A 20,408-nucleotide genomic window follows, 5' to 3' on the forward strand; every position below is an offset into this window, starting at 1 on the left:
AGGCTCGCGCGGGTTATGGACATCCAGCCGGGTACAAATGAAATCCGCCGGCCTTTCGGGCCGGCGGATCGTTGTGTCGCGAGATGCGGTGCTCAGTGGTTCCAGTTGCCGCCTTGATCGTCGCCGTCACCATGGTGATGGCCGCCGTCGTCGAAGTCGAAGAAGTCGAACAGATCGCTGAGCGCCGGGCTGTTGACCGGAACATAGGGATTGCCAGGCGTCGCAACCGGGTTCGGGAAGTTGTCGCGGCTGCGGTTCGTGATCGGCTCCAGGCGCCAGTTCCGCTCGATGAACTTGAGGATCGAAACGTGATCGGCATATTCATGAGAGATGTGGCCGTGCCGCGCGAACGGCGACACCACGATCAGCGGAATACGGGTGCCGTCGCCGAAGTAATCGAGCGGCTGCACATAGCCGGAGTCGAAGTAGCCGCCGCCTTCGTCGAAGGTGATGAAGATTGCGGTGTCCTTCGCATAGTCCGAGGCCTGGACCTGGTCGACGATCTTCTTCGCGAAGCCTTCGAACAGATTGAGCTTGGAGGACGACGGGTGACCGTCGGTGAAGCCGCTCGGCTTGACGATGGAGACCGCCGGCAGCGAGTGCTTGGAGAGGTCGGCGTAGAGATCAACCGAGTCCTTGATATGGGCTGCGACCTGGTCCGGGTGCGACATGATCGAGGTGTCGTACTGGAACGGATTGCAGATGTTGCAGTACTCGTCGGCGTTCGGACCGGCCACGCCCCAGTTGAGCTGGTAGGGATCGTTGACGTAGTTGTTCCACTGGTCGCCGTAGTACTTCCAGGAGACGTTCCGCTCGTTCAGACTGTCGCCGATGCTCTTGCGGGTCGACGGCGGGATCGTGAACGGCGTGTTCGATGGGTTGGTGTCGGTGTAGGCGTTCTTGCCGTTGCCGAAGTAACCGGGATTGTAGTTGTTCAAGAGATAATAGTGGCCCGGCTCGCAATTCGCGTTGATGTGGATCCCCTTCAGATAGTCCAGGATCGGCTTGACGCCGGGCTGGGTCGGATCCGAGCAGTCGCTGTAGGAGCCGCCGCCGGACACCGGGCTGGTCTGGAAGGGCGGTGCGAAGCCGCCATTGCCGCCGGCGCCGTAGCCGTCCTCGGTGTACCAGTTGTTGGTGCCGGAAGCCGGGTTCGGATTCTCGATTTCATGCACGATGCCGGCGTCGGGCGTGCCGCCGAACACCTGCGTGCCGTTCGGCGGCACCGCGGCGTTGCCGTAGGTGTCGCTGAAGTAGAGCATGTCGGCATGGCCGAACATGATGTGGTTGGCGCCGGTGCCGCCATTGACGGACTGGTGGAAGTTGTCGCTCATCGCATATTTCTGCGCGAGCGAGGTGAAGTAGGGCACGTCACCCTTCTGCACGTTGTAGAAGCCGAGCGCCGTCGAACCCTCGCCCGTGGTGGTCGCCGTCGGCGAGTAGTCGGTGGAGAAGTTGGAGGGCTGCGCCGCGCCATTGGCGCCGGCGCCGACGGTGACTTCGACCCAGGCGAACAGATTGCCGCCGCAGCCCGACGGATTGTCGCGGCTGGCCGCCGAGTGGTTGCAGTTCAGCTGCTGCCACATCTGGTAGAAGCGATGCACCGGGCTTGCCGAATAGGAATCGTAGGGCATTGCATCTGTGTTGGTGAGCTGGAACGGGCCGGCCGGCAGCGCGCTGACATTGGTGATGCGCTGGTCGGGGGTCTGCGAGGTCTGACCGGTGCCGCCGCTCAGGAGGAACTGGTAGTACTCGGACGGCAGGCCGGATTCCGACTGCTGCGCCAGCGCAAGCGACGCCTCGCAGGTGGTGATCGGCGAGCTGCCGCATTTGTTCGGGATGTAGGAGACCTTGGGGCCGCCGACCAGCGGAGCCGGCAGTTGATCCTTGGGAAAGTTCTGCTTCGGCGGGCTCAGCAGGAACGCATCGTTCAGGCCGGTATCCGTCGCTGCCTGCTGATGCGCCTTCTCGAAGTTGGGGCCGGGGATCGCGTTCTTGTTGTGATCGAGCTTGACGATGCCCTGCGAGAGCAGATTGAACACGCTCTGGTCGTGCCGTTCGGGCACGTAGGTCGCGAACACGTGGTCGAAGCTGCGGTTCTCGCCGATGATGACGATCACGTGCTTGATCGGCGACCGCGTCTCGTGTCCACCGTGGTGATTCCAGTCCTCCGCAAGCACCGGGCCGGCGGTGAACTGACCTAGCGCAAGCGCGCTGAGGGTGAGGCGGCAACCTTGCAGCCAACGTGACCTGTGCTTGTCGCGCATTAGAGCTCTCCTTTTTGCTGATTGAGCGGCTTGGTGGAACTTGCAGTGTCTCGCGGCACGACCCTGATGCGTCCCATCATGCCGCCGTCCTCATGCTCGAGGACGTGGCAGTGGTAGACGAAGGTGCCGACGATGTTGGGATCGCGGAAATCCATGCGCAGCCGCACGCTCGGATATTTCAGCATCCGGCCGTTGTAGTAGGGGACGTTGACGGTATCGCGCAGGAACGGCTCGTTGACGGCGACGCCGGACCAGTCGAGCAGTTGGAAGTGCAGCTGATGGATGTGGAAATCATGCAGCTCCATCGAGCGGTTCTCGATGATCCAGTCCTCGACGTCGCCCTGCCTCACGGCGATGTCGGGAATGTCCGATTGCGGATCGAACGGTTTCGGCGTCTCTCCGTCGAGCGTCATGAAGAATTTGGTCGGGCTGTTCGGATCGTTCGGGTTCTCCGGTTGCTCGGAGAAGAACAGCTTCCTGACGCGCACCGGCGCGACGGTCCCGACCCACGGCCGCTCCGGCCGTGGCAGCGGCTCGGCGCGAGCGGGCAGCGCGGCCTGCGGTTCGTTCGCGTTGACTGAAGACGCGACCGCCAGCAGCGCGCGGTTGGGGTCGTTCTCGCCGGCGGGCCCGGTGTCGACCGCGCGCGTCACCAGCAACGCCGAGCTGCCGGCCGGCGGTCCCTCGACGATGAATTCGGCACGCGAGCCCGGCGGCAGGCCGATATGGTTGACCCATTGCACTGACGGCGATGGGCTACCCTGGAATTGCAGCGGCACCCCATCGAGCCCGACAATGCCGATCTGCTGCGGTGTGCGGCCGACCAGCAGCGCGAGGTTGAGATAGGTGATCGCGGACGCGTTCAGCACCCGCCAGAGCTGCCGCTCGCCCGGCTTCATCGTCAGCGCGGCCGGCGGATAGTTCGGATAGGGCACCGGCACGAAGTTGATGGAGAGATCCTTGGACGGCTTGCCGAAACCGGTGCCGGAGTTGGCGACGTCGCCGTCATTGTCGAGCTGGCTCTTGGTCATGACCGGCTCGGATTTCGACGGCGGCGCGTCGGGATTGACGAGATCCTGGTCGCGGATCACGAGCACGCGCTCGGGCAGGCCAGCGAGCGACGGATCAGCGCGCTCGATGCCTTCGATGATGATGGCGCCTGAGGCGCCGCCGAGCACCTGCGTCTTGCTGAAGCCGTGCAGATGCGGGTGATACCAATAGAGGCCGGGTGGCGCGTCGTCGGGGATGCGCAGGCGGTATTCGAACGGTGCGTCGTCGGGCTGGATCGAAGTCTTCAGCACGTCATCCTGGTGGCAGACCGGCGGCACGGTCAGCCCGTGGAAGTGCAAATTGGTCGAGATCGGCGTCATCGCGCCGCTCTCGCAAACGTCGGCTCGCTTTCGCGTGGTGCAGATCGGCGCGCCGGCGAGCGGGCGGTCGATCGCAGGTGTTGCCGTATCGAGGTCGACGAGGTCGTTCTTGAAATGGATGACCAGCTGATCGCCCGGCTTCAGCCGCAAGGTCGGCGACGGCTTGCCGTCCGGCGTCAGATAGCAATAGCGGCTCGTGCCATCCGGCTGCTTCTGATCGTGGATGCTAAGGTCGGTTTCGAGCACGCCATCGCGGCTGCGCAATTCGGCGGGTTCCTCGATCGCGCTTCCGGGCTCTGGCCGGGCACAAACGTCCTGTTGCGTGCGCGGCGCATTCTGCAAGCCGGTTGCGCCGAGCCAGGCCGTCATGCCGCTCACGGCAAGCCCGAAGCAAGCCGCAACGATGACACAACAAACGGTCGAAAGTCGTCGTGCCACGCCGCCCCGCCAATACGCTGCCACCGGCGCGCAAACACGCACGGACGCCACGCGTGACGTCAGTTCACGTCTTGCGACCGCAATGGTCGACCAATGCTTCTGTTTGGTGTCGGGACGCTAGCCGCGCGTTGTTGCCGGAATCTGGCAGGTTTTTAACGCGCAGATGACAGCATCTTGCGGCACTTCGACGCGGTGAGCTGGAGAGATGTTCAAACTTGCTGAGCGATCAATCGGATGAACGGTGTCCCGACTGGATTGCGGAGAGAGGGGGTAGACCCGCCAACCGCCGGATATTTTTTCGGCGTCGGCGATCCCGCCATCGAGGCTGGGGCTGCATGCGTCGGAGGTTACGCCCTTCTCATCAAGCGCACACAAAGTGGCGTTCGAATCGAACGCCGACTACCGGATCCGCTCAGAGATCCGCCAGTGGCAAAAGTAGCACACCAGGCGCAGGAACGGGAACCTTGCCCACGACGGCAATGGCAAACGGATCTCGGGTGTGGGCATGATCGTCCTGCCGGGGAATTGGAAGCGCTGAAGCAATTGCAGCTGCAGCGTTGAGCCGGCGGGCAGGGGTCGGTAATTGCGCTTGATTATATTGGCGGTCCGGAAGCGGATATTTTCCGCTCGCCTGGCCTGTATATTCGTCATGACCTTGCTTGGTGTTGTCGGCGCGACGGGCGATGCCTTCGCCCAGGCGACCTCCACGGTCGTGACATCGCAGGAAAACCCGAGCGTAGTTGGTCAAACCGTGACCCTCGTCGCAACTGTGACGGTCACGGGCCCCTTCGTGCCAGGCGGAACGGTGGACTTCTTTGATGGAATCACCCACTTGGGATCGAGTTTTGTCGGTGCCGGCGCCGCGATATTCGACATCTCATCGCTGACTCTCGGCAGCCATACCATCACTGCCACCTATAACGGCGATACCAACGGCAATTTGGTATCGACCTCGCCACCTATGACGCAAATCGTCATCCTGGCTCCCACCACGACCAGCCTGGTGTCGTCGGCCAATCCCAGCGCGCCCGGCCAATCGGTGACCTTCACCGCGACCGTGAGCGGCAGCGGCTCGCCGACCGGAACGGTGCAATTCAAGGATGGCGCCGCCAATCTCGGAGCCGTGGCGCTCGCCGGCGGTGTCGCCACATTCACCACCTCGTCGCTGGCTACAGGCAGTCACACCATCACCGCGGTGTATAGCGGCGACAGCAACAACACGGCGTCGATGTCCGCGGCGCTGACGCAGACCGTCAACCAGGCGGTGAGCACCACCACCGTCACGTCGTCGCCCAATCCCAGCACGCCGGGCCAATCGGTGACGTTTACCGCGACGGTGACCGGCGCTTCGCCGACCGGGACAGTGCAATTCAAGGATGGCGCCGCCAATCTCGGAGCGGTGACGCTCGCCGGCGGAGTCGCCACATTCACCACCTCGTCGCTGGCTACAGGCGGCCACAGCATCACGGCCGCGTACAGCGGCGACGCCAACAACACGGCATCGACGTCTGCGGCGCTGACGCAGACCGTCAACCAGGCGGCGAGCACCACCACGGTCACCTCGTCGCTCAATCCCAGCGCGCCGGGCCAATCGGTGACCTTCACCGCGACGGTGACCGGGGCCTCGCCGACCGGGACAGTGCAATTCAAGGATGGCGCCGCCAATCTCGGAGCAGCGGTGACGCTCGCCGGCGGGGTCGCGACATTCACGACCTCATCGCTGCCCGCGGGCAGCCACAGCATCACGGCCGCGTACAGCGGCGACACCAACAACACGGCCTCGACGTCGGCCGCGCTGGCGCAGACCGTCAACCAGGCGGCGAGCACCACCACAGTGACGTCGTCGCTCAATCCCAGCGCGCCGGGCCAATCGGTGACCGTTACCGCGACGGTGGCCGGCGCCTCGCCGACCGGGACGGTGCAATTCAAGGATGGCGCCGCCAATCTCGGAGCAGCGGTGACGCTCGCTGGCGGTGTCGCGACGTTCACGACCTCGTCGCTGGCGACAGCCAGCCACAGCATCACGGCGGTGTATAGCGGCGATGGCAACAACGTGGCTTCGACCTCGGCGCCGTTGACGCAGACCGTCAACAAGGCGGCGACCAGCACCAGCCTCGTATCGTCGCTCAATCCGAGCACGCCGGGCCAATCGGTGACTTTCACCGCGACGGTGACCGGCACCTCGCCGACCGGGACGGTGCAATTCAAGGATGGCGCCGCCAATCTCGGGGCGGCGGTGACGCTCGCCGGCGGGGTCGCGACATTCACGACCTCATCACTGGCGTCGGGCAGCCACACCATCACCGCGGTGTATGGCGGCGACGTCAACAACACGACCTCGACCTCGGCAGAGTTGACGCAGACCGTCAACAAGGCCGCGACGAGCACCAGCCTCGTGTCGTCGCTCAATCCCAGCACGCCGGGCCAATCGGTGACCTTTACCGCGACCGTGACCGGCGCCTCGCCGACCGGAACGGTGCAATTCAAGGATGGCGCCGCCAATCTGGCTGGGCCGGTGACGCTCGCGGGCGGGGTCGCGACGTTCACGACCTCATCGCTGGCATCAGGCAACCACAGCATCACGGCGGTCTATGGCGGCGACGTCAACAACACGCCATCGACCTCGGCCGCGCTAGCGCAGTCCGTCAACCAGTCGGCGACGACCACCACCCTGTCGTCGTCGGTCAATCCGAGCCAGGTCGGCCAGGCGGTGACGTTTGCCGCGACCGTGACCAGCGGCGGCGGCACGCCCGCCGGCACGGTGACATTCAAGGACGGTGCTGCCGTAATCGGCAGTGCAACATTGGGTGGCGGCGGCGTTGCGACATTGACGATCTCGTCCCTGACGCTCGGCTCGCATTCCATCACCGCGGTCTATGGCGGCAGCGCGGCGTTTGTCACCAGCACCTCGGCGGCCCTGATCCAGGCGGTCAGTACGCCGGCTGACAGCTTGAAGCTGCGCGCGATGCAGACGCTGGCGGCGCCGGTGGTGGCGCAGAACTCGGGTGCGGCGATTTCCGGCGCGATCGATTCCGCGATCTCCGAAGCCTTTGGCGGCGATGGCGCGTTCATGACGCCGACCGGCAGCGGCATGCGCATCAATTTCGCCGCCGATCCAGACGGCAAGTCGTTCGAAGACCGCGCGCCACGCTCGGCCGATCCATTTGCCGGCATCAACAACTCGTCCGCATCGAACGGGCGCGGCTTTGCCGCGCAGACGCTGCCGGGCAACACCACCCGTTCGACACCGCGCATCGACGACGCGTTCGGAGCGATGGCCTATGCCGCGCCCACCAAGGCGCCGCCGCGTTACGTCGAACAACGCGACTGGCTGGGCTGGGCGGAAGTGCGCGGCGCCGTGCTCGACCATTGGGGCACCGGCGCGGTCGGCACGGTCGCCGGCGCGTCGATGCTTTACGGCCACCAGGTCAACTTGATCGCCGGATTGACGCGACGGCTGTCATCGAATTTCGTGGTTGGTGTGCTCGGCGGGTATGAGACGTTCGATTATCGGTCCGACGCCTTGCAGGGCCGTCTGAAGGGCGATGGCTGGACGGTCGGCTCGTATCTCGGCTGGAAGTTGACCCAGACCATTCGCTTCGATGCGGCGGTCAGCTATTCGGGCATCGGCTATGACGGCACCGCCGGTACCGCATCCGGCAATTTCGGCGGCGAGCGCTGGATGGTGTCGAGCGGCCTGACCGGCACCTATCAGGGCTTCGGCCTGCAGTTCGAACCTTCTGCGCGCATCTACGCGCTGTGGGAGCACGAGAGCGCCTATACCGATTCCTTTGGCACGCTACAGACCGCGCGCGACTTCTCGACCGGGCGGGCCAGCGCGGGCGTCAAGGTCGCCTATCCCGTGGCATGGTCGTCGACGGTCGCGCTGGCGCCCTATCTTGGATTGTACGGCGATTACTACTTCAATTCCGACAACGCGACCGCGGCCTTGGCGGCGTCCGGGCTTCCGGGTGCGGTCGTGCTCGAAGGCTTTTCGGCGCGCGCCATCGGCGGGGTGACTGCCAGGTTCGCCAATGGCGGCCAGGTCGCGCTCGGCGCCGAGTTCGGCGGCATCGGCGGCAATGCCAGCATCTGGATCTATCGCGCCCGCGCCTCAGTGCCGTTCTGACCATCGCGTCGATCATCGCGAGGTCGCCTCAAGCATGATCCGGAAAAGTGTGAAGCGGTTTTCCGAAAAGATCATGCTCAAGCAAGAAGCTAAATCGCGATCACGATTCAACCTATTCTCATCGCGCTTTAGCGCCTGAACTGCGCGAGAAACATCCGCAACGAATCGTGCGGGCTCTCGACGTCCGCAATCACCCAGCCGTCGGCACCGTTGACGACGATGAAGTTGAGCGTGACCGCGCGGCCCTCATTGTCGAACGTGACCGTCACGTCGGTCCTGTCGAACTGCCGGCGCGGAATTGCGATCGAGACCGGGCCGAGCCGCCAGGTCGGGCTCTGCACCAGGAAATCGTAGGGCGCGTCGTGCAGGGCGGTCCAGGCGCCGCGCAGGCTGGAATCGAAGAATTGCCGGGCCGTTTCGTCGTCGCGCGGCAGGCCATTCGAGAACGCGGCGCTGCCTTTGCCGTAGTGGGCGTAGACGTTGCGGATCAGCGATTCCGGTGTGCGGAACCCGGCGTCGGCGGCGGCGGCTCCGAAAACCGTCGCAACCAGCGAAAAACCCGCGAGGAATTTGCCGCGTCCCATCAGCTTTATTTGCCGTTGCCGCTGGCATATCTTGCAGGGAAATCCTTCCGAACGAAAGCCGGCCGGCGCAATGCGCGAACTCTTCGACGACGTCCCAGACCAATCCCCGCTCGACCCGCAGGAGGCGGTGCGCCGCCACATCCGCAAGCCCCAGCGCAAGCGGTTCTACACCAGCGCCGGCGTGGCTGAGGCCGATGGCGGATTTGCGATCACGCTCGACGGCAAGCAGATCCGCTCGCCGTCCGGCAAGCCGATCGTGGTGCCGAGCCGCGCCATTGCGGATGCGGTCGCGGCCGAATGGAATGCGCAGGGCGAGACCATCGATCCCGTGACCATGCCGCTGACGCGCCTCGCCAACAGCGTGATCGAGGGGGTGATCGATCGCGTCGACGAGGTCGCCGACGATGCGGCAAAATTCCTCGGCAGCGATCTGCTGTTCTATCGCGCCGGCCATCCCGACACGCTGGTGGCGCGCGAGGCCCGGCACTGGGACCCGATCCTGTTCTGGGCCGCCGATGCGCTCGGCGCCCATTTCGTGATGGCCGAGGGGGTCATGCATGTCGGCCAGCCCGAGCCCGCGATCAAGGCGGCGCGTGCGGCGTTCCCGACCGATCCCTGGTCGGTCGCAGCGCTCCATGTGGTGACGACGCTGACCGGCTCGGCGCTGCTGGCGCTGGCGCTCGCCCATGGCGTCCGCGACGAGGACCAGGTCTGGGCGGCCGCCCATGTCGACGAGGACTGGAACATCGAGAAATGGGGAGTCGACGAGGAGGTCGCCGCGCGCCGCGCCGCCCGGCTGGTCGATTTCAGGGCCGCCGCCGGCGTCCTGAGGGAGCTCAAGTCGGCTGCCGGTTAACGGGGGGTTTACGACGCCCGGCTAGCCTGCGGCACGTCCCTCGCGCCTGGCCGAGACCTCCGACATGGCACTCGCCGTCAATCCCGTGCTGCCGGTGCTTGCCTCGAACGAGGCGGGCAGCGTTGCGCCTGATCTCACGCTGGAGGCCGGCAGCGTCGTCAATGCCCAGGTGCTGAAGGTGCTGTCGGCTGACCTGGTGCGGATCGCGATCGCGAGCCTGTCGATCGACGTCCAGACCGAGGTGCCGCTGCAGCAGGGCCAGAACCTGCAGCTTGCGGTCTCGCAGAGCAATGACGGCATCCGTCTGCAACTGGTCGGGCCGGGGGCTGACACGGGCGACGCCGTGCAATTGTCGCCGGCGGCCGCCAACGTCAGCGCCGCTCCGCAGCCCGTCGCCACGGCGCCGAAGGCCATGCTGTCGCCGCTCGAGCGCGTCACGATCACCGCGGCGGCGCAGCATGCGGCGGCGGTGCAGGGCAGCCAGGCGCCGCTGTTTGCCAATCTTGTGGCGGTCGCCGCGGCTAATCTGCCGCCGAAGCTGCAGGCCGCGATCGCGCAGGTTCTGGCGCAGCAGACCGGCTTCAACGAGAATTTGAGCGGCGATGCCGTCAAGGCCGGCTTCCAGAAATCCGGCCTGCTGCTGGAGGCGACGCTCGCCTCGGGCGTTGCGCCGGCGAGCGGCAGCGTGCCCGATCTGAAGGCCGCGCTGATCGTGCTGCGCGAGGTGCTGACCTCGCTCGGCGCCGGCGATGCCACAAGGTCTGCGTCCACGCCGCTGCAGCAGCCGGCGCTCGCCGGTGCCGGCACGGCGCCGGGCCTTGTGCCGTCAGGCACGCCCGAGCTCGAGGTACAGGAGGTCTTGCTGCCGCAGGCGCGCGTGCCGGTTGCCGAGGATCTCACCCGCGGCGCCACCCGCCTTGCAGGCGCACTCGCGGACGCGCTCGATGCCGGCCCGTCTGCGGGCGGCGCGCTCAATCTCATTCAGGAAGCGCTGCACGAGCTCGGCAACCCGGCACGGCAGGGCGCCGCGCCGCGGGAGATGCTGCCCGGCGACGTGCCCGCACGTGGCAGCACGCCGCCACCGCCGTTTCACGGCGCGCTGCCGTCGGCCCAGGCCGTTGCGGAGCCGTCGATTGCATCAGGCACGCCGCTTGCGACCGCTGCGCACCGCCTGTTGGAAAACACCGACGCGGCGCTGGCGCGGCAGACGCTGCTGCAGATCGCCTCGCTGCTGGATAGTGGCGACGGCACGCGTCCGCCGCTCGACGCCATGGTGCCGCGCTGGAATTTCGAGATTCCGTTCCTGACCCAGCAGGGTACGGCGATGGCGCAGTTCGAGATTGCCCGCGACGGCGGCGGCAACGAGATCGAAGCCGCCAAGCGGGTGTGGCGGGCGCGCTTCACGCTCGACGTCGAGCCGGCCGGTCCGGTGCACGCGCTGGTCTCGCTGAACGGCGAGCGCACCTCGGTGCGGATGTGGGCCGAGCATCCGTCGACCGCCGCGCAATTGCGCGCCGGCGCCTCCGAACTGAGCCTGGCGCTGACCCGGGCTGAGCTCGTGCCCGGCGACATCGAGATCCGCGACGGCAGCCCGCCGCAGCCTGCGCCCGCGCGCGCCGGCCATTTCCTGGACCGCGCATCATGAGCGATGCGCCGAACCAACTCGCGGTCGCGCTGCATTACGACCACGCCGGCGCGCCGCGCGTGGTGGCGAAAGGCAAGGGCGCGATCGGCGCCAAGATCATCGAGGTTGCCAAGGCCAACGACATCCCGATCGAGGAGAACGAGGTCTTGGCCGGCGCGCTCTCCAACGTCGAGCTCGGCGACGAGATCCCGGCCGAGCTCTACAAGGCCGTCGCCGAGGTGCTGGTGTTCGTGCTGCGAATGTCGGGGCGGGCGCGGTAGCGATAGCGTTTTCAAGCGAAGTGGACACCGGTTCGCGTGAAGAAAGCGCGTCAGGCAACCGAGACTTATTGCCATCCTTTCACCACGATGGCATCCACCATCGTCGCCAACCCGAACCCGCTCAGGTTCCGCCGTGAGTCCCGTCGTGATCCATCGCCGCCATGCGCTCGGTCTGTTTGCTGTCGCCACCATCCTGCCGTCGCGCAGCTTCGCCAACGTGTCGTACCAGCGCAGCGAGTTTCGCGAGGACCTGCAAAAGCGGTTCTTCGATCTCGGCACCGAGGGCACCTTCGTCGGCTACAAGGTTGACGACTATCTGATCATCGCGAGCGACAAGGTTCGCTCGGGCGAGGGCAAATTGCCGGCCTCGACCTTCAAGATACCGAATGCGCTGATCGCGCTCGAGACCGGCGTGGTGCAGGATCCCGACAAGGACGTCTTCAAGTGGGACGGCACGACACGCAGCATCGAGGCCTGGAACAAGGACCATACGCTGCGCTCGGCGCTCGCGGTGTCGGCATTCCCGTGTTCCAGGAGATCGCCCGCCGGATCGGCGCGGAGCGGATGCAGAAATATCTCGACGTCATCGACTACGGCAACCGCGACATCGGCGGCGGCATCGACCAGTTCTGGGTGACGGGCAATTTGCGGATCGATCCGGTGCAGCAGATCGATTTCCTCGACCGGCTGCGCCGCGGCGTGCTGCCGGTCGGCAAGCGCAGCCAGCAGCTGGTGTGCGATGTTCTTCCCGTGACGAAAGCCGGTGACGCCGTCATTCACGCCAAGACTGGCCTCACCGACAAGGAGCACGGCGCGCTCGGCTGGCTGGTCGGCTGGGCCGAGAAAGGCAGCGAGATCACCGTGTTCGCGATGAACATGGACTGCAAGACGCAGGCGCAGATCGATGCGCGAATGAGCGTCACGCAGCAATGCCTCACCGATATCGTCGCGCTGTGACTGGCTGATCGCTACGCAAGCGCTTTTGCGTTTGTCGTCCGCGCAAACGCCTTGCAGCGCGCTTTCAGCGCCCGATCGCGCGCTGGAGCGCCGGCATCAGTTTCGGGTCGCGGCATTGCGCGACGTTGAAGCGCATGAAGCCGGTCGCCGATTGCGTGGTGCTGAACACGTTGCCCGGCGCCAGCACGATGTTGTCGGCGAGTGCCGCGCGCGCGACGTCGGCGGAGTCGCAGCCGTCGGGCAGGCGGCACCAGAGCTGGAAGCCGCCGCGTGGCATCAGCCACGGCTCGATGCCGATGCGCTGCAGCTTCTCGCCGACGTCGCGGCGGGCGCGCACGAGCCGCCGGCGCAGCTCCTCGACATGCTTGCGGTAGAAGCCGGTCGCCAGGACGCTGGCGATGATTTCGGTCGCGACCGCGCAGGGGCCGCCGAATCCGGTCGCGACCTGCAGGTCGACCAGCTGCTCGATCCAGTCGGCGCGCGCCGCGATGAAGCCGCAGCGGAGCGACGCCGACAGCGTCTTGGAGAAGCTGCCGATCCGGATCACGCGGTTCAGCCCGTCCAGCGCCGCGAGCCGTGCCGACGGCTCTGGCTCGAAATCGGCAAAGATGTCGTCCTCGACGATGGTGAGGTCGAAGGCTGCAGCCGCGTTCAACACGCGGTGCGCGGTCTGCGGCGACATCGTCGCCCCGGTCGGATTGTGCAGTCCGGAGACCGTAATGTAGAGCCGCGGCCGCTCGGCTTCGAGCACGGCCTCGAAGCTTGCGACATCGGGGCCCGATGGGGTGTAGGGCACGCTGACGAGCTTGATCTGATGGGCGCGCAGCAGCGCCCGGAAATTGAAATAGCAGGGATCGTCGACCAGCACGGTGTCGCCGGGCCGCAGCAGGAAGCGGCAGATCAGGTCGATCGCCTGGGTGCCGGACATCGTGAGCAGCACCTGCTCGGGCGACACTTCGAGACCCTCGTCGGCGAACCGCGCCATCAGCATGCGGCGCAGCGCCAGCGAGCCGCGCGTCGCACCGTAATCGGCGAGCACGGCGTCGTCGGCCCGCGCCAGGCTGCGGAACGCGCGCCGCAACGCCTCGGTCGGCATCCAGTCGGCGGGCAGCCAGCCGCAGCCCGGCTTCAGCGCGCCGCTCGCGGCATCGAGCGATTGCCGCGACACCCAGAACGGATCGACGGCGCGGTCGTGCTGCGGCTGGTCGTTGGCCAGCGCCAGCGGCGGCAGCGCCGCCGACGAGACATAGAAGCCCGAGCCCGGCCGCGCCCGGATCAGGCCCTCGGCGGCGAGCCGGTCATAGGCCTCGACCACGGTCGAGGGCGAGACCCCCATGGTCGCGGCAAAGCTGCGGATCGAGGGCAGGCGGTCGTCGGCGGCGAGCGCGCGGCTCGCGATCCTGGCGCGGATCGCGTTCATCACGTCGGTGGTCCGGGTCGCCTTCGGCGCCAAAGCGGCGCGATAGTTGGATGGTTGCCGCAAGTGTATGCCTACCTTTGCCCATACAGTTTGGCGATATTGTACTGATCCGTAGCTGCCTTGGCCAGCCCGTCGCCGCTATCCTCGCCCGCGAAAGTCGAGGTGTGCGATGAGCGATTCAAAGACATTGCCGGGGAAGTCTCTGTCGGGAAAGTCCTGGGCGGGCGAGGCGAGTGGCGGCGCTTCGCTGGAGGGCTGGGGCAGCGGCCTGCTCGGCGTGATCATCTTCAGCGGCTCGCTGCCGGCGACCCGCGTCGCCGTGGCCGGGTTCTCGCCGCTGTTCCTGACCTCGGCGCGCGCCGCGATCGCGGCGCTGCTCGGTGCCGCGCTGCTGGCGGCGCTGCGACAGCCCTGGCCGCAGCGCAAGAACCTGGCGTCGCTGACCATCGTCGCGCTCGGCGTTGTGATCGGCTTTCCGCTGCTGACCGCGCTTGCGCTCCAGCACATCACCTCGGCGCATTCGATCGTGTTCATCGGGCTGCTGCCGCTGTCGACCGCGGTGTTCGGCGTGCTGCGCGGCGGCGAGCGGCCGAAGCCGCTGTTCTGGCTGTTCTCCTGCGTCGGCAGCGCGACGGTCGGCGCCTTCGCTCTGTCGGGCGACGGATCGGCGTCGCTGACCGGCGACTTGCTGATGATCGCCGCCATCATCGTCTGCGGCCTCGGCTATGCCGAAGGCGCGGCGCTGTCGCGCCGGCTCGGCGGCTGGCAGGTGATCTCCTGGGCGCTGGTGCTCTCAGTGCCGGTGGCGCTCGTGATGACGATCATGACGTTGCCGCCGAGCTGGCAGGGCATCGGCGCGCCGGCCTGGCTCGGGCTCGCTTACGTCTCGATCTTCAGCATGCTGGTCGGCTTCGTGTTCTGGTATCGCGGGCTTGCGCTTGGCGGCATCGCCAGCGTCGGCCAGTTGCAGCTGTTGCAGCCGTTCTTCGGCCTCGCGCTGGCCGGGCTGCTGCTGCATGAGCCGGTCGCCTGGTCGATGATCGCAGCGACGATGCTGGTCGTCGCCTGCGTCGTGTTCGCGCGCCGGTACGCTTGAGGCTAGAGCGGGATGACTTTTCGTCGAATCATCATCCCGCTCTATCCCTTTGTTTGATTTCCCCCACTGACTCGGCCGAATTGTAAAGCGCACGCTAACCATGCCAAGCGGTAGTTCATGCCGCCGGCAGCACGGCCCCGCACGGCTATGGATCAGGTTTCAGTGATCCTTAAGTCGAACCTCCGACCATGCGCGCCGACGCGACACGAGGGGGCCGATGCCATTCAGGTTGATTGCGCCTGACGCGGTCAGGTCGGAAAGCCAGCGCGCACTGCTGGCCTATTGGGATCAGCTGTCGGCAGGCCGGCCATTTCCCGCTTTCGCCGAATTGAAACCGGATCCCGCGATGCACGATCCCCGGCAACTCGTCGCATGGGCGGTCGAAGGCGAGGGACGCCTACGCAAATTCCGTGCGATGTATCAGGGCGAGCATGTTGCCGAGGCGTTCAATTCCGCCTGGGCAGGCAAGACCATGGAGCAGGTGGTCTCGATGTCGCTCCGGCGCATTACGCTGACGCCGGCGAAGCAATGCGCGACGAGCGGCTGTGCGGTGTACATGGTCTTCTCGACCATCGATGCCAACGATCGGCAAGTCGATTGCGAGCGGCTGTTGCTGCCGTTCGGCAGCGACGGCAAGAAGGTCGAGCATCTGCTGGCGTCCCTGCAATTGACCGTGGTCGGAAGTCGGCCACGCATTCTAAAGCATTTCGACATGCAGGCGGACGTGCGGCTGCAAGGCAGGATTCGCTCCGGCTTCTCGACCGGCGCGACCAGCCAAGCCGCTGGCGACCAGCGCAGGGCTCTCAGGCGCAACGTTGCGCGCGCGGCACGGATCAGCTTTGCCCGGCGCAGCATGACCTGCATCGTGCGCAACCTCTCCGCGACCGGTGCCGCGGTCGAGGCGACGAATCCCGCTGTCATCCCCGACAGGTTCAGCCTCGTGCTGGAAATGGAGACGACGGAGCGGCATTGCCGCGTGATCTGGCGCAGGAAAGGCCGGATCGGCGTCCAGTTCAGCTGAGCTTTCCTATGCGCCCGAGATGGGTGAAGCCAAACCCTGTTGAGTATTTCAGCCCGTAGCCGAGCGCGCGGTCGATCCCGATATGGGCAAGCCAGATCATCGCGATCGAGAGCACCAGCGGTCCTTCGCCGGCAAAACCCAGCGTCATCAGCGCCACCGGCGCCAGATAGGTGTGGGCGGCGTTGTAGGCGATGGCGCCGGCCCGCGGGCTGATCAGGTAAGCGGCAAAGCTGATGTCCGGAACCAGGAACAGCAGGACATAGACCAGCCACGAGCCCTCCCACTTGTAGTAGAGCACGGTCATCCCGACGAACAGCACCAGTCCCTCCAGCCGGAGCAGGGTGCGGACCCCGCCGGTGGCGGCGCCGGTCTCGGCCGTGGTCGTATCAGTCATCGCTGTCTCCCCAGATGTCGGAAAATCCTACCGTTTTTGCGCCCGAACCCGGTCACAAGCGCCTTTCCGGTTCCGAAATGGCCGTGCTAAAGCCATTCCGAACGAAGCGGGACACCGGTTCGCACCGGGACGCGGACTGTAGCTAACACGGGCGGAAACAAATGAAAGACATCCTCGACACCCTCGAAGAGCGGCGCGCCGGCGCCAAGCTGGGCGGCGGCGAAAAGCGCATCGAGGCGCAGCACGCCCGCGGCAAGCTGACCGCCCGCGAGCGGATCGAGCTGCTCCTGGACAAGGGCTCGTTCGAGGAATTCGACATGTTCGTCGAGCACCGCTCGATCGAGTTCGGCATGGAGAAGACCAAGATCCCCGGCGACGGCGTCGTCACCGGCTGGGGCACGGTCAACGGCCGCAAGACTTTTGTCTTTGCCAAGGACTTTACAGTTTTCGGCGGCTCGCTCTCCGAGACGCACGCACTGAAAATTACAAAGCTTCAAGACATGGCGATGAAGGCGAGGGCGCCGATCATCGGCCTCTATGACGCCGGCGGCGCGCGCATCCAGGAGGGCGTCGCTGCCTTGGCGGGCTATTCCTACGTGTTCCGCCGCAACGTGCAGGCCTCGGGCGTGATCCCGCAGATCTCGGTCATCATGGGCCCCTGCGCCGGCGGCGACGTCTATTCGCCTGCGATGACCGACTTCATCTTCATGGTGAAGAACACCAGCTACATGTTCGTCACCGGCCCCGACGTGGTGAAGACCGTCACCAACGAGGTGGTGACGGCCGAGGAGCTCGGCGGCGCCTCGGTGCACGCGACGCGGTCCTCGATCGCCGACGGCGCATTCGAGAACGACGTCGACGCGCTGTTGCAGATGCGCCGGCTGATCGACTTCCTGCCGTCGAACAACAGCGACGGCGTGCCGGAATGGCCGAGCTTCGACGACATCGGCCGGGTCGACATGTCGCTCGACACGCTGATCCCCGACAATCCGAACAAGCCCTACGACATGAAGGAGCTGATCCTCAAGGTCGTGGACGAGGGCGACTTCTTCGAGATCTCGGAGACCTTTGCGAAGAACATCGTCACCGGTTTCGGCCGCATCGCCGGCCGCACCGTCGGCTTCGTTGCCAACCAGCCGATGGTGCTGGCGGGCGTGCTCGACAGCGATGCCTCGCGCAAGGCCGCGCGCTTCGTCCGCTTTTGTGATGCCTTCAACATCCCGATCGTCACCTTCGTCGACGTGCCGGGCTTCCTGCCGGGTACCGCGCAGGAATATGGCGGCCTGATCAAGCACGGCGCGAAACTCTTGTTCGCCTATTCGCAGTGCACGGTGCCGCTCGTCACCATCATCACCCGCAAGGCCTATGGCGGCGCCTTCGACGTGATGGCGTCGAAGGAAATCGGCGCCGACATGAACTACGCCTGGCCGACCGCGCAGATCGCGGTGATGGGCGCCAAGGGCGCGGTGGAGATCATTTTCCGGGGCGACATCGGCGACCCCGACAAGATCGCTGCGCGAACGAAGGAATACGAAGACCGCTTCCTGTCGCCCTTCATCGCCGCCGAGCGCGGCTACATCGACGACGTCATCATGCCGCATTCGACAAGGCGGCGGATCGCGCGGGCACTGGCGATGCTCAGGGATAAGAAGGTCGAGATCCCCGCGAAGAAGCACGACAATTTGCCGTTGTGATGGAAGCGTAGGGTGGGTTAGCGCAAGCGTAATCCACCAACTTCGCTCCGCACGATCCGCGGCGGGTTACGGCTTCGCCTAACCCGCCCTACAGGTCCGAACCTGATGACCGAAGACGAGCCGACCGACGAGATTTCGGAGATCGAGGCGCAGATCGAGGAGCTTGCCGAGAGCGCCGAACGGTCCCGGCGGATCATTCTCGGCTCGAAGATCGCGATCGCCGGCGGGTTCGTCTTGTTGTTCGCTGCGCTGCTCGGCCTGTTCAGTTCTGGTGAGGCCGCAGCACTCGGATCGATTGCGCTGGTGCTCGGCGGCATCGTGTCGCTCGGATCGAATGTCAGCACGCTGCGGCAGATCGAGGCTGCCATCAGCACCGCCGAGGCGCGCCGTGCGCGGCTGATCGGCAATATCGATCTTCGGCTGGTTCATGACGCGCCGCTGAAGCTGATGTGAGGCAACGTTTGTAGATGAGCTCCGACGGTGTAGTCGTGTGGTCCTGATGCCCTAGCGGCAGGTGTCTTTTCCAATTGCGCGATGCGCGTTGCGAAGACGGTGACAAGCAAGCCCAGTCTCGCCGGGCAGAGCACGAAATAAAGCTGTAACCCATCGCGCAGGGAAAGCCGGAATGCTCCGGTTACACCTGTGGTCCTACCCCCGTGCTTTCTACTTTTGCACGGGGCCCATGGGTGCGATCGGCACCCGGCTTTCCCTGCGCCCTCTTCAAGAGCGAGGGCGAGACGAAGAGCAAAGCTCGGACGATTTGCGTCGCGAGAATGCGGACGCTCATCCTCAATGCTGTTTGAGATGTGAATCGGAATCTATCCCCGCGTCGTCCCGGGCAAGCGAAGCGCGACCCGGGACCCATAACCACAAATGCAAGTTGGTTTGCAACGCGGTGGCCACAGCGTGCTTCGACAACTCAATCCTGTGGTTATGGGTCCCGGCTTTCGCCGGGACGACGATGGAGAGAGTTTGGCTCCTTACTTCGCCGCCAGCGGCACGTAGTCGTACTCGCCGACGCCTTGCAGAACCAGGAAAGTCAGCGACGTCGTGCTGGCGTTGGTGACGAGGTGAGGGCGGGTCGGGCGGACGGCGTAGACTTCGCCGACCTTCAGGTTCACTTCCTCCTTCGGCTCCTGCAGGAACAGTCGCATCTGGCCTTCCAGCACATAGAATGTGTCGGAGATGTTGCTGTGGGTGTGCCACGGCACCTTCTGGGTCGGCGAGAGCTGCAACTCCATAATGCGGAAGCCGGGGCGGGCGGCGTGCTGGGCGCGGCGCTCGACTTCGTAGAGGTGGCTGGCATCCTTGATCGGTTGTCCTGACTTCATGACGGCCTCCCGGAGATGGTCTTGTGATGCGCGATGCTAGTTCCGTTCGGCCGCGCGTGAAACGGTCGGAATCGGCATAACGGGTAGAACGTGAGGCGGCAGCGTCGTGATGGTTGTGTGACGTCACGCCAATGCGAACGCGGCCGCGGCGTCGAATTCCCTCGAACGTGAATGCGCGGTTCAGCGAGCGTTCAGGTCGCGGCGAAAAAACTGGCTGACGCAGTTGGTCCAACTCAGCAACAAAGGGAAACTCTGATGGAACGCCGGGATTTTCTGAAGATGGCCTTCGGTGTCGCCGCCGGTGTGGCGACTTTTGCAGCAACCGCCCAGGCGGCGCCGCTCGCGCCGCTTCCGCTCACCCAGGACGCCCGCGCGCCGGCCGGCAATGATGCGCATCCGGCCGTCACCACCGGCGAGGAGGTCGGTCGTCTGAAGCCCGAGCAGGTGCGCTGGCATCACTGGCATCATCGGCGCTGGCATCACCGGCATTGGGGCTGGCGCCACCGCCACTGGCGCAGGCATCACTGGCGTCATCATCACTGGCGCCGCTGGTGACATCGGCACCACCTCAAAAAAGAAAAACCCCGCGCGAGGCGGGGTTTTGTTTGCGCAGGTGTGCCGCGATCAGATCGGGCGGCAGCGGCCGTAGCGCCAGGCGAAGCCATAGGGGCAAGCGCGAACGCGCGGCGCCACCACGACCGCGCCGGGCGCGACGACGACGGGGCGCTCAACAACGACAGGGCCGGGAGCGACGACGACGGGGCCGCGGTTCCGGACGCAGCCGCCATACGGACCGCGGTGCCAGCCGGGGCCGCAGCCGCCGGCAGCGTCAGCGGCGCTGATGCCGGCGAAAGCGGTCGTCACCAAAACTGCTGCTGCAAAAAGATACTTCATGTCTTCTCCTTTTATTTTGGGCCGCGCTGCGGCACCGCAACAAACTTTAGAT

General features: G+C 65.6%; 17 protein-coding genes and 1 pseudogene. 10 read left to right on the plus strand and 8 right to left on the minus strand.

The window, feature by feature from the left end; genetic code table 11:
- Positions 1–92: 92 nt before the first annotated feature.
- From AAFG07_RS18555 to AAFG07_RS18565, 3 genes are all read right to left on the minus strand, one after another.
- Positions 93–2,267 carry an alkaline phosphatase family protein gene (locus AAFG07_RS18555; RefSeq protein WP_342728507.1) on the minus strand — a complete coding sequence of 725 codons (2,175 nt, stop codon included), beginning with the start codon at positions 2,265–2,267 and terminating at the stop codon, positions 93–95.
- Positions 2,267–4,006, minus strand: a complete 1,740-nt coding sequence (locus AAFG07_RS18560) for a multicopper oxidase domain-containing protein (protein ID WP_342729183.1) — start codon at positions 4,004–4,006, stop codon at positions 2,267–2,269. The genes AAFG07_RS18555 and AAFG07_RS18560 overlap by 1 nt, the downstream gene beginning before the upstream one ends.
- Before the next feature lie 481 nt (positions 4,007–4,487).
- Complete coding sequence (locus AAFG07_RS18565) at positions 4,488–4,823, minus strand: hypothetical protein (RefSeq protein ID WP_342729448.1); 336 nt, start codon at positions 4,821–4,823, stop codon at positions 4,488–4,490.
- On the opposite strand from AAFG07_RS18565, the gene AAFG07_RS18570 reads away from it, so the two are divergent.
- A complete protein-coding gene (locus tag AAFG07_RS18570) occupies positions 4,725–8,204 on the plus strand; it encodes an Ig-like domain repeat protein (protein ID WP_342728508.1) in 3,480 nt (1,159 codons plus the stop codon). The two genes, AAFG07_RS18565 and AAFG07_RS18570, sit on opposite strands and share 99 nt — an antisense overlap.
- 128 nt (positions 8,205–8,332) lie before the next feature.
- On the opposite strand, the gene AAFG07_RS18575 is transcribed toward AAFG07_RS18570, so the two are convergent.
- Positions 8,333–8,788, minus strand: coding sequence for a hypothetical protein (locus AAFG07_RS18575; RefSeq protein WP_342728509.1), 456 nt, complete (start codon positions 8,786–8,788; stop codon positions 8,333–8,335).
- Positions 8,789–8,858: 70 nt separating this feature from the next.
- Here AAFG07_RS18575 and AAFG07_RS18580 point away from each other — a divergent pair, with 70 nt between their 5' ends.
- From AAFG07_RS18580 to blaOXA, 4 genes and pseudogenes are all read left to right on the plus strand, one after another.
- Entirely contained in the window at positions 8,859–9,644 is a 786-nt protein-coding gene (locus AAFG07_RS18580; protein ID WP_342728510.1) for an ATP12 family protein, read from the plus strand.
- 64 nt (positions 9,645–9,708) lie between these two features.
- Positions 9,709–11,289, plus strand: a complete 1,581-nt coding sequence (locus tag AAFG07_RS18585) for a flagellar hook-length control protein FliK (RefSeq protein WP_342728511.1) — start codon at positions 9,709–9,711, stop codon at positions 11,287–11,289.
- A complete protein-coding gene (locus AAFG07_RS18590) occupies positions 11,286–11,549 on the plus strand; it encodes an EscU/YscU/HrcU family type III secretion system export apparatus switch protein (protein ID WP_342728512.1) in 264 nt (87 codons plus the stop codon). The genes AAFG07_RS18585 and AAFG07_RS18590 overlap by 4 nt, the downstream gene beginning before the upstream one ends.
- A 145-nt stretch (positions 11,550–11,694) precedes the next feature.
- Positions 11,695–12,506: pseudogene (blaOXA, locus tag AAFG07_RS18595) on the plus strand (class D beta-lactamase).
- Positions 12,507–12,570: 64 nt separating this feature from the next.
- On the opposite strand, the gene AAFG07_RS18600 reads toward blaOXA, so the two are convergent.
- The gene (locus AAFG07_RS18600; RefSeq protein ID WP_342729184.1) at positions 12,571–13,926 is read right to left on the minus strand and encodes a PLP-dependent aminotransferase family protein; all 1,356 of its coding nucleotides are present in this window, start codon (positions 13,924–13,926) and stop codon (positions 12,571–12,573) included.
- Positions 13,927–14,095: 169 nt separating this feature from the next.
- Here AAFG07_RS18600 and AAFG07_RS18605 point away from each other — a divergent pair, with 169 nt between their 5' ends.
- A complete protein-coding gene (locus AAFG07_RS18605) occupies positions 14,096–15,022 on the plus strand; it encodes a DMT family transporter (RefSeq protein WP_342728513.1) in 927 nt (308 codons plus the stop codon).
- Positions 15,023–15,239: 217 nt separating this feature from the next.
- Positions 15,240–16,043, plus strand: a complete 804-nt coding sequence (locus tag AAFG07_RS18610) for a PilZ domain-containing protein (protein WP_342728514.1) — start codon at positions 15,240–15,242, stop codon at positions 16,041–16,043.
- On the opposite strand, the gene AAFG07_RS18615 is transcribed toward AAFG07_RS18610, so the two are convergent.
- The gene (locus AAFG07_RS18615) at positions 16,036–16,437 is read right to left on the minus strand and encodes a DUF4260 domain-containing protein (RefSeq protein ID WP_342728515.1); all 402 of its coding nucleotides are present in this window, start codon (positions 16,435–16,437) and stop codon (positions 16,036–16,038) included. The two genes, AAFG07_RS18610 and AAFG07_RS18615, sit on opposite strands and share 8 nt — an antisense overlap.
- 161 nt (positions 16,438–16,598) lie before the next feature.
- On the opposite strand from AAFG07_RS18615, the gene AAFG07_RS18620 reads away from it, so the two are divergent.
- Together AAFG07_RS18620 and AAFG07_RS18625 are read left to right on the plus strand one after the other, a co-directional pair.
- A complete protein-coding gene (locus tag AAFG07_RS18620) occupies positions 16,599–18,131 on the plus strand; it encodes an acyl-CoA carboxylase subunit beta (protein WP_342728516.1) in 1,533 nt (510 codons plus the stop codon).
- A 105-nt stretch (positions 18,132–18,236) separates the two neighbouring features.
- Positions 18,237–18,584 carry a hypothetical protein gene (locus tag AAFG07_RS18625; RefSeq protein WP_342728517.1) on the plus strand — a complete coding sequence of 116 codons (348 nt, stop codon included), beginning with the start codon at positions 18,237–18,239 and terminating at the stop codon, positions 18,582–18,584.
- 527 nt (positions 18,585–19,111) lie between these two features.
- Here AAFG07_RS18625 and AAFG07_RS18630 read toward each other — a convergent pair.
- Positions 19,112–19,462: a cupin domain-containing protein gene (locus AAFG07_RS18630; protein WP_342728518.1), complete on the minus strand. Its 351-nt coding sequence runs from the start codon at positions 19,460–19,462 to the stop codon at positions 19,112–19,114.
- A gap of 255 nt (positions 19,463–19,717) precedes the next feature.
- Here AAFG07_RS18630 and AAFG07_RS18635 point away from each other — a divergent pair, with 255 nt between their 5' ends.
- Positions 19,718–20,017 carry a twin-arginine translocation signal domain-containing protein gene (locus AAFG07_RS18635; RefSeq protein ID WP_342728519.1) on the plus strand — a complete coding sequence of 100 codons (300 nt, stop codon included), beginning with the start codon at positions 19,718–19,720 and terminating at the stop codon, positions 20,015–20,017.
- 69 nt (positions 20,018–20,086) lie between these two features.
- On the opposite strand, the gene AAFG07_RS18640 is transcribed toward AAFG07_RS18635, so the two are convergent.
- Positions 20,087–20,356: a hypothetical protein gene (locus AAFG07_RS18640; RefSeq protein WP_092114950.1), complete on the minus strand. Its 270-nt coding sequence runs from the start codon at positions 20,354–20,356 to the stop codon at positions 20,087–20,089.
- Between the last annotated feature and the right edge of the window lie 52 nt (positions 20,357–20,408).

This window comes from Bradyrhizobium sp. B097, assembly GCF_038957035.1.
In the GTDB taxonomy this organism is placed as follows: domain Bacteria; phylum Pseudomonadota; class Alphaproteobacteria; order Rhizobiales; family Xanthobacteraceae; genus Bradyrhizobium.

Excerpts from the sequence above, each read along its gene's own strand:
- AAFG07_RS18560 (WP_342729183.1), bottom strand. The coding sequence starts at position 4,006 with ATGACGGCCTGGCTCGGCGCAACCGGCTTGCAGAATGCGCCGCGCACG.
- AAFG07_RS18555 (WP_342728507.1), bottom strand. The coding sequence starts at position 2,267 with ATGCGCGACAAGCACAGGTCACGTTGGCTGCAAGGTTGCCGCCTCACC.
- AAFG07_RS18605 (WP_342728513.1), top strand. The coding sequence starts at position 14,096 with ATGAGCGATTCAAAGACATTGCCGGGGAAGTCTCTGTCGGGAAAGTCC.
- AAFG07_RS18610 (WP_342728514.1), top strand. The coding sequence starts at position 15,240 with ATGCCATTCAGGTTGATTGCGCCTGACGCGGTCAGGTCGGAAAGCCAG.
- AAFG07_RS18585 (WP_342728511.1), top strand. The coding sequence starts at position 9,709 with ATGGCACTCGCCGTCAATCCCGTGCTGCCGGTGCTTGCCTCGAACGAG.
- AAFG07_RS18590 (WP_342728512.1), top strand. The coding sequence starts at position 11,286 with ATGAGCGATGCGCCGAACCAACTCGCGGTCGCGCTGCATTACGACCAC.
- AAFG07_RS18575 (WP_342728509.1), bottom strand. The coding sequence starts at position 8,788 with ATGGGACGCGGCAAATTCCTCGCGGGTTTTTCGCTGGTTGCGACGGTT.
- AAFG07_RS18600 (WP_342729184.1), bottom strand. The coding sequence starts at position 13,926 with ATGAACGCGATCCGCGCCAGGATCGCGAGCCGCGCGCTCGCCGCCGAC.
- AAFG07_RS18580 (WP_342728510.1), top strand. The coding sequence starts at position 8,859 with ATGCGCGAACTCTTCGACGACGTCCCAGACCAATCCCCGCTCGACCCG.
- AAFG07_RS18640 (WP_092114950.1), bottom strand. The coding sequence starts at position 20,356 with ATGAAGTATCTTTTTGCAGCAGCAGTTTTGGTGACGACCGCTTTCGCC.
- AAFG07_RS18635 (WP_342728519.1), top strand. The coding sequence starts at position 19,718 with ATGGAACGCCGGGATTTTCTGAAGATGGCCTTCGGTGTCGCCGCCGGT.
- AAFG07_RS18625 (WP_342728517.1), top strand. The coding sequence starts at position 18,237 with ATGACCGAAGACGAGCCGACCGACGAGATTTCGGAGATCGAGGCGCAG.
- AAFG07_RS18630 (WP_342728518.1), bottom strand. The coding sequence starts at position 19,462 with ATGAAGTCAGGACAACCGATCAAGGATGCCAGCCACCTCTACGAAGTC.
- AAFG07_RS18620 (WP_342728516.1), top strand. The coding sequence starts at position 16,599 with ATGAAAGACATCCTCGACACCCTCGAAGAGCGGCGCGCCGGCGCCAAG.
- AAFG07_RS18615 (WP_342728515.1), bottom strand. The coding sequence starts at position 16,437 with ATGACTGATACGACCACGGCCGAGACCGGCGCCGCCACCGGCGGGGTC.
- AAFG07_RS18570 (WP_342728508.1), top strand. The coding sequence starts at position 4,725 with ATGACCTTGCTTGGTGTTGTCGGCGCGACGGGCGATGCCTTCGCCCAG.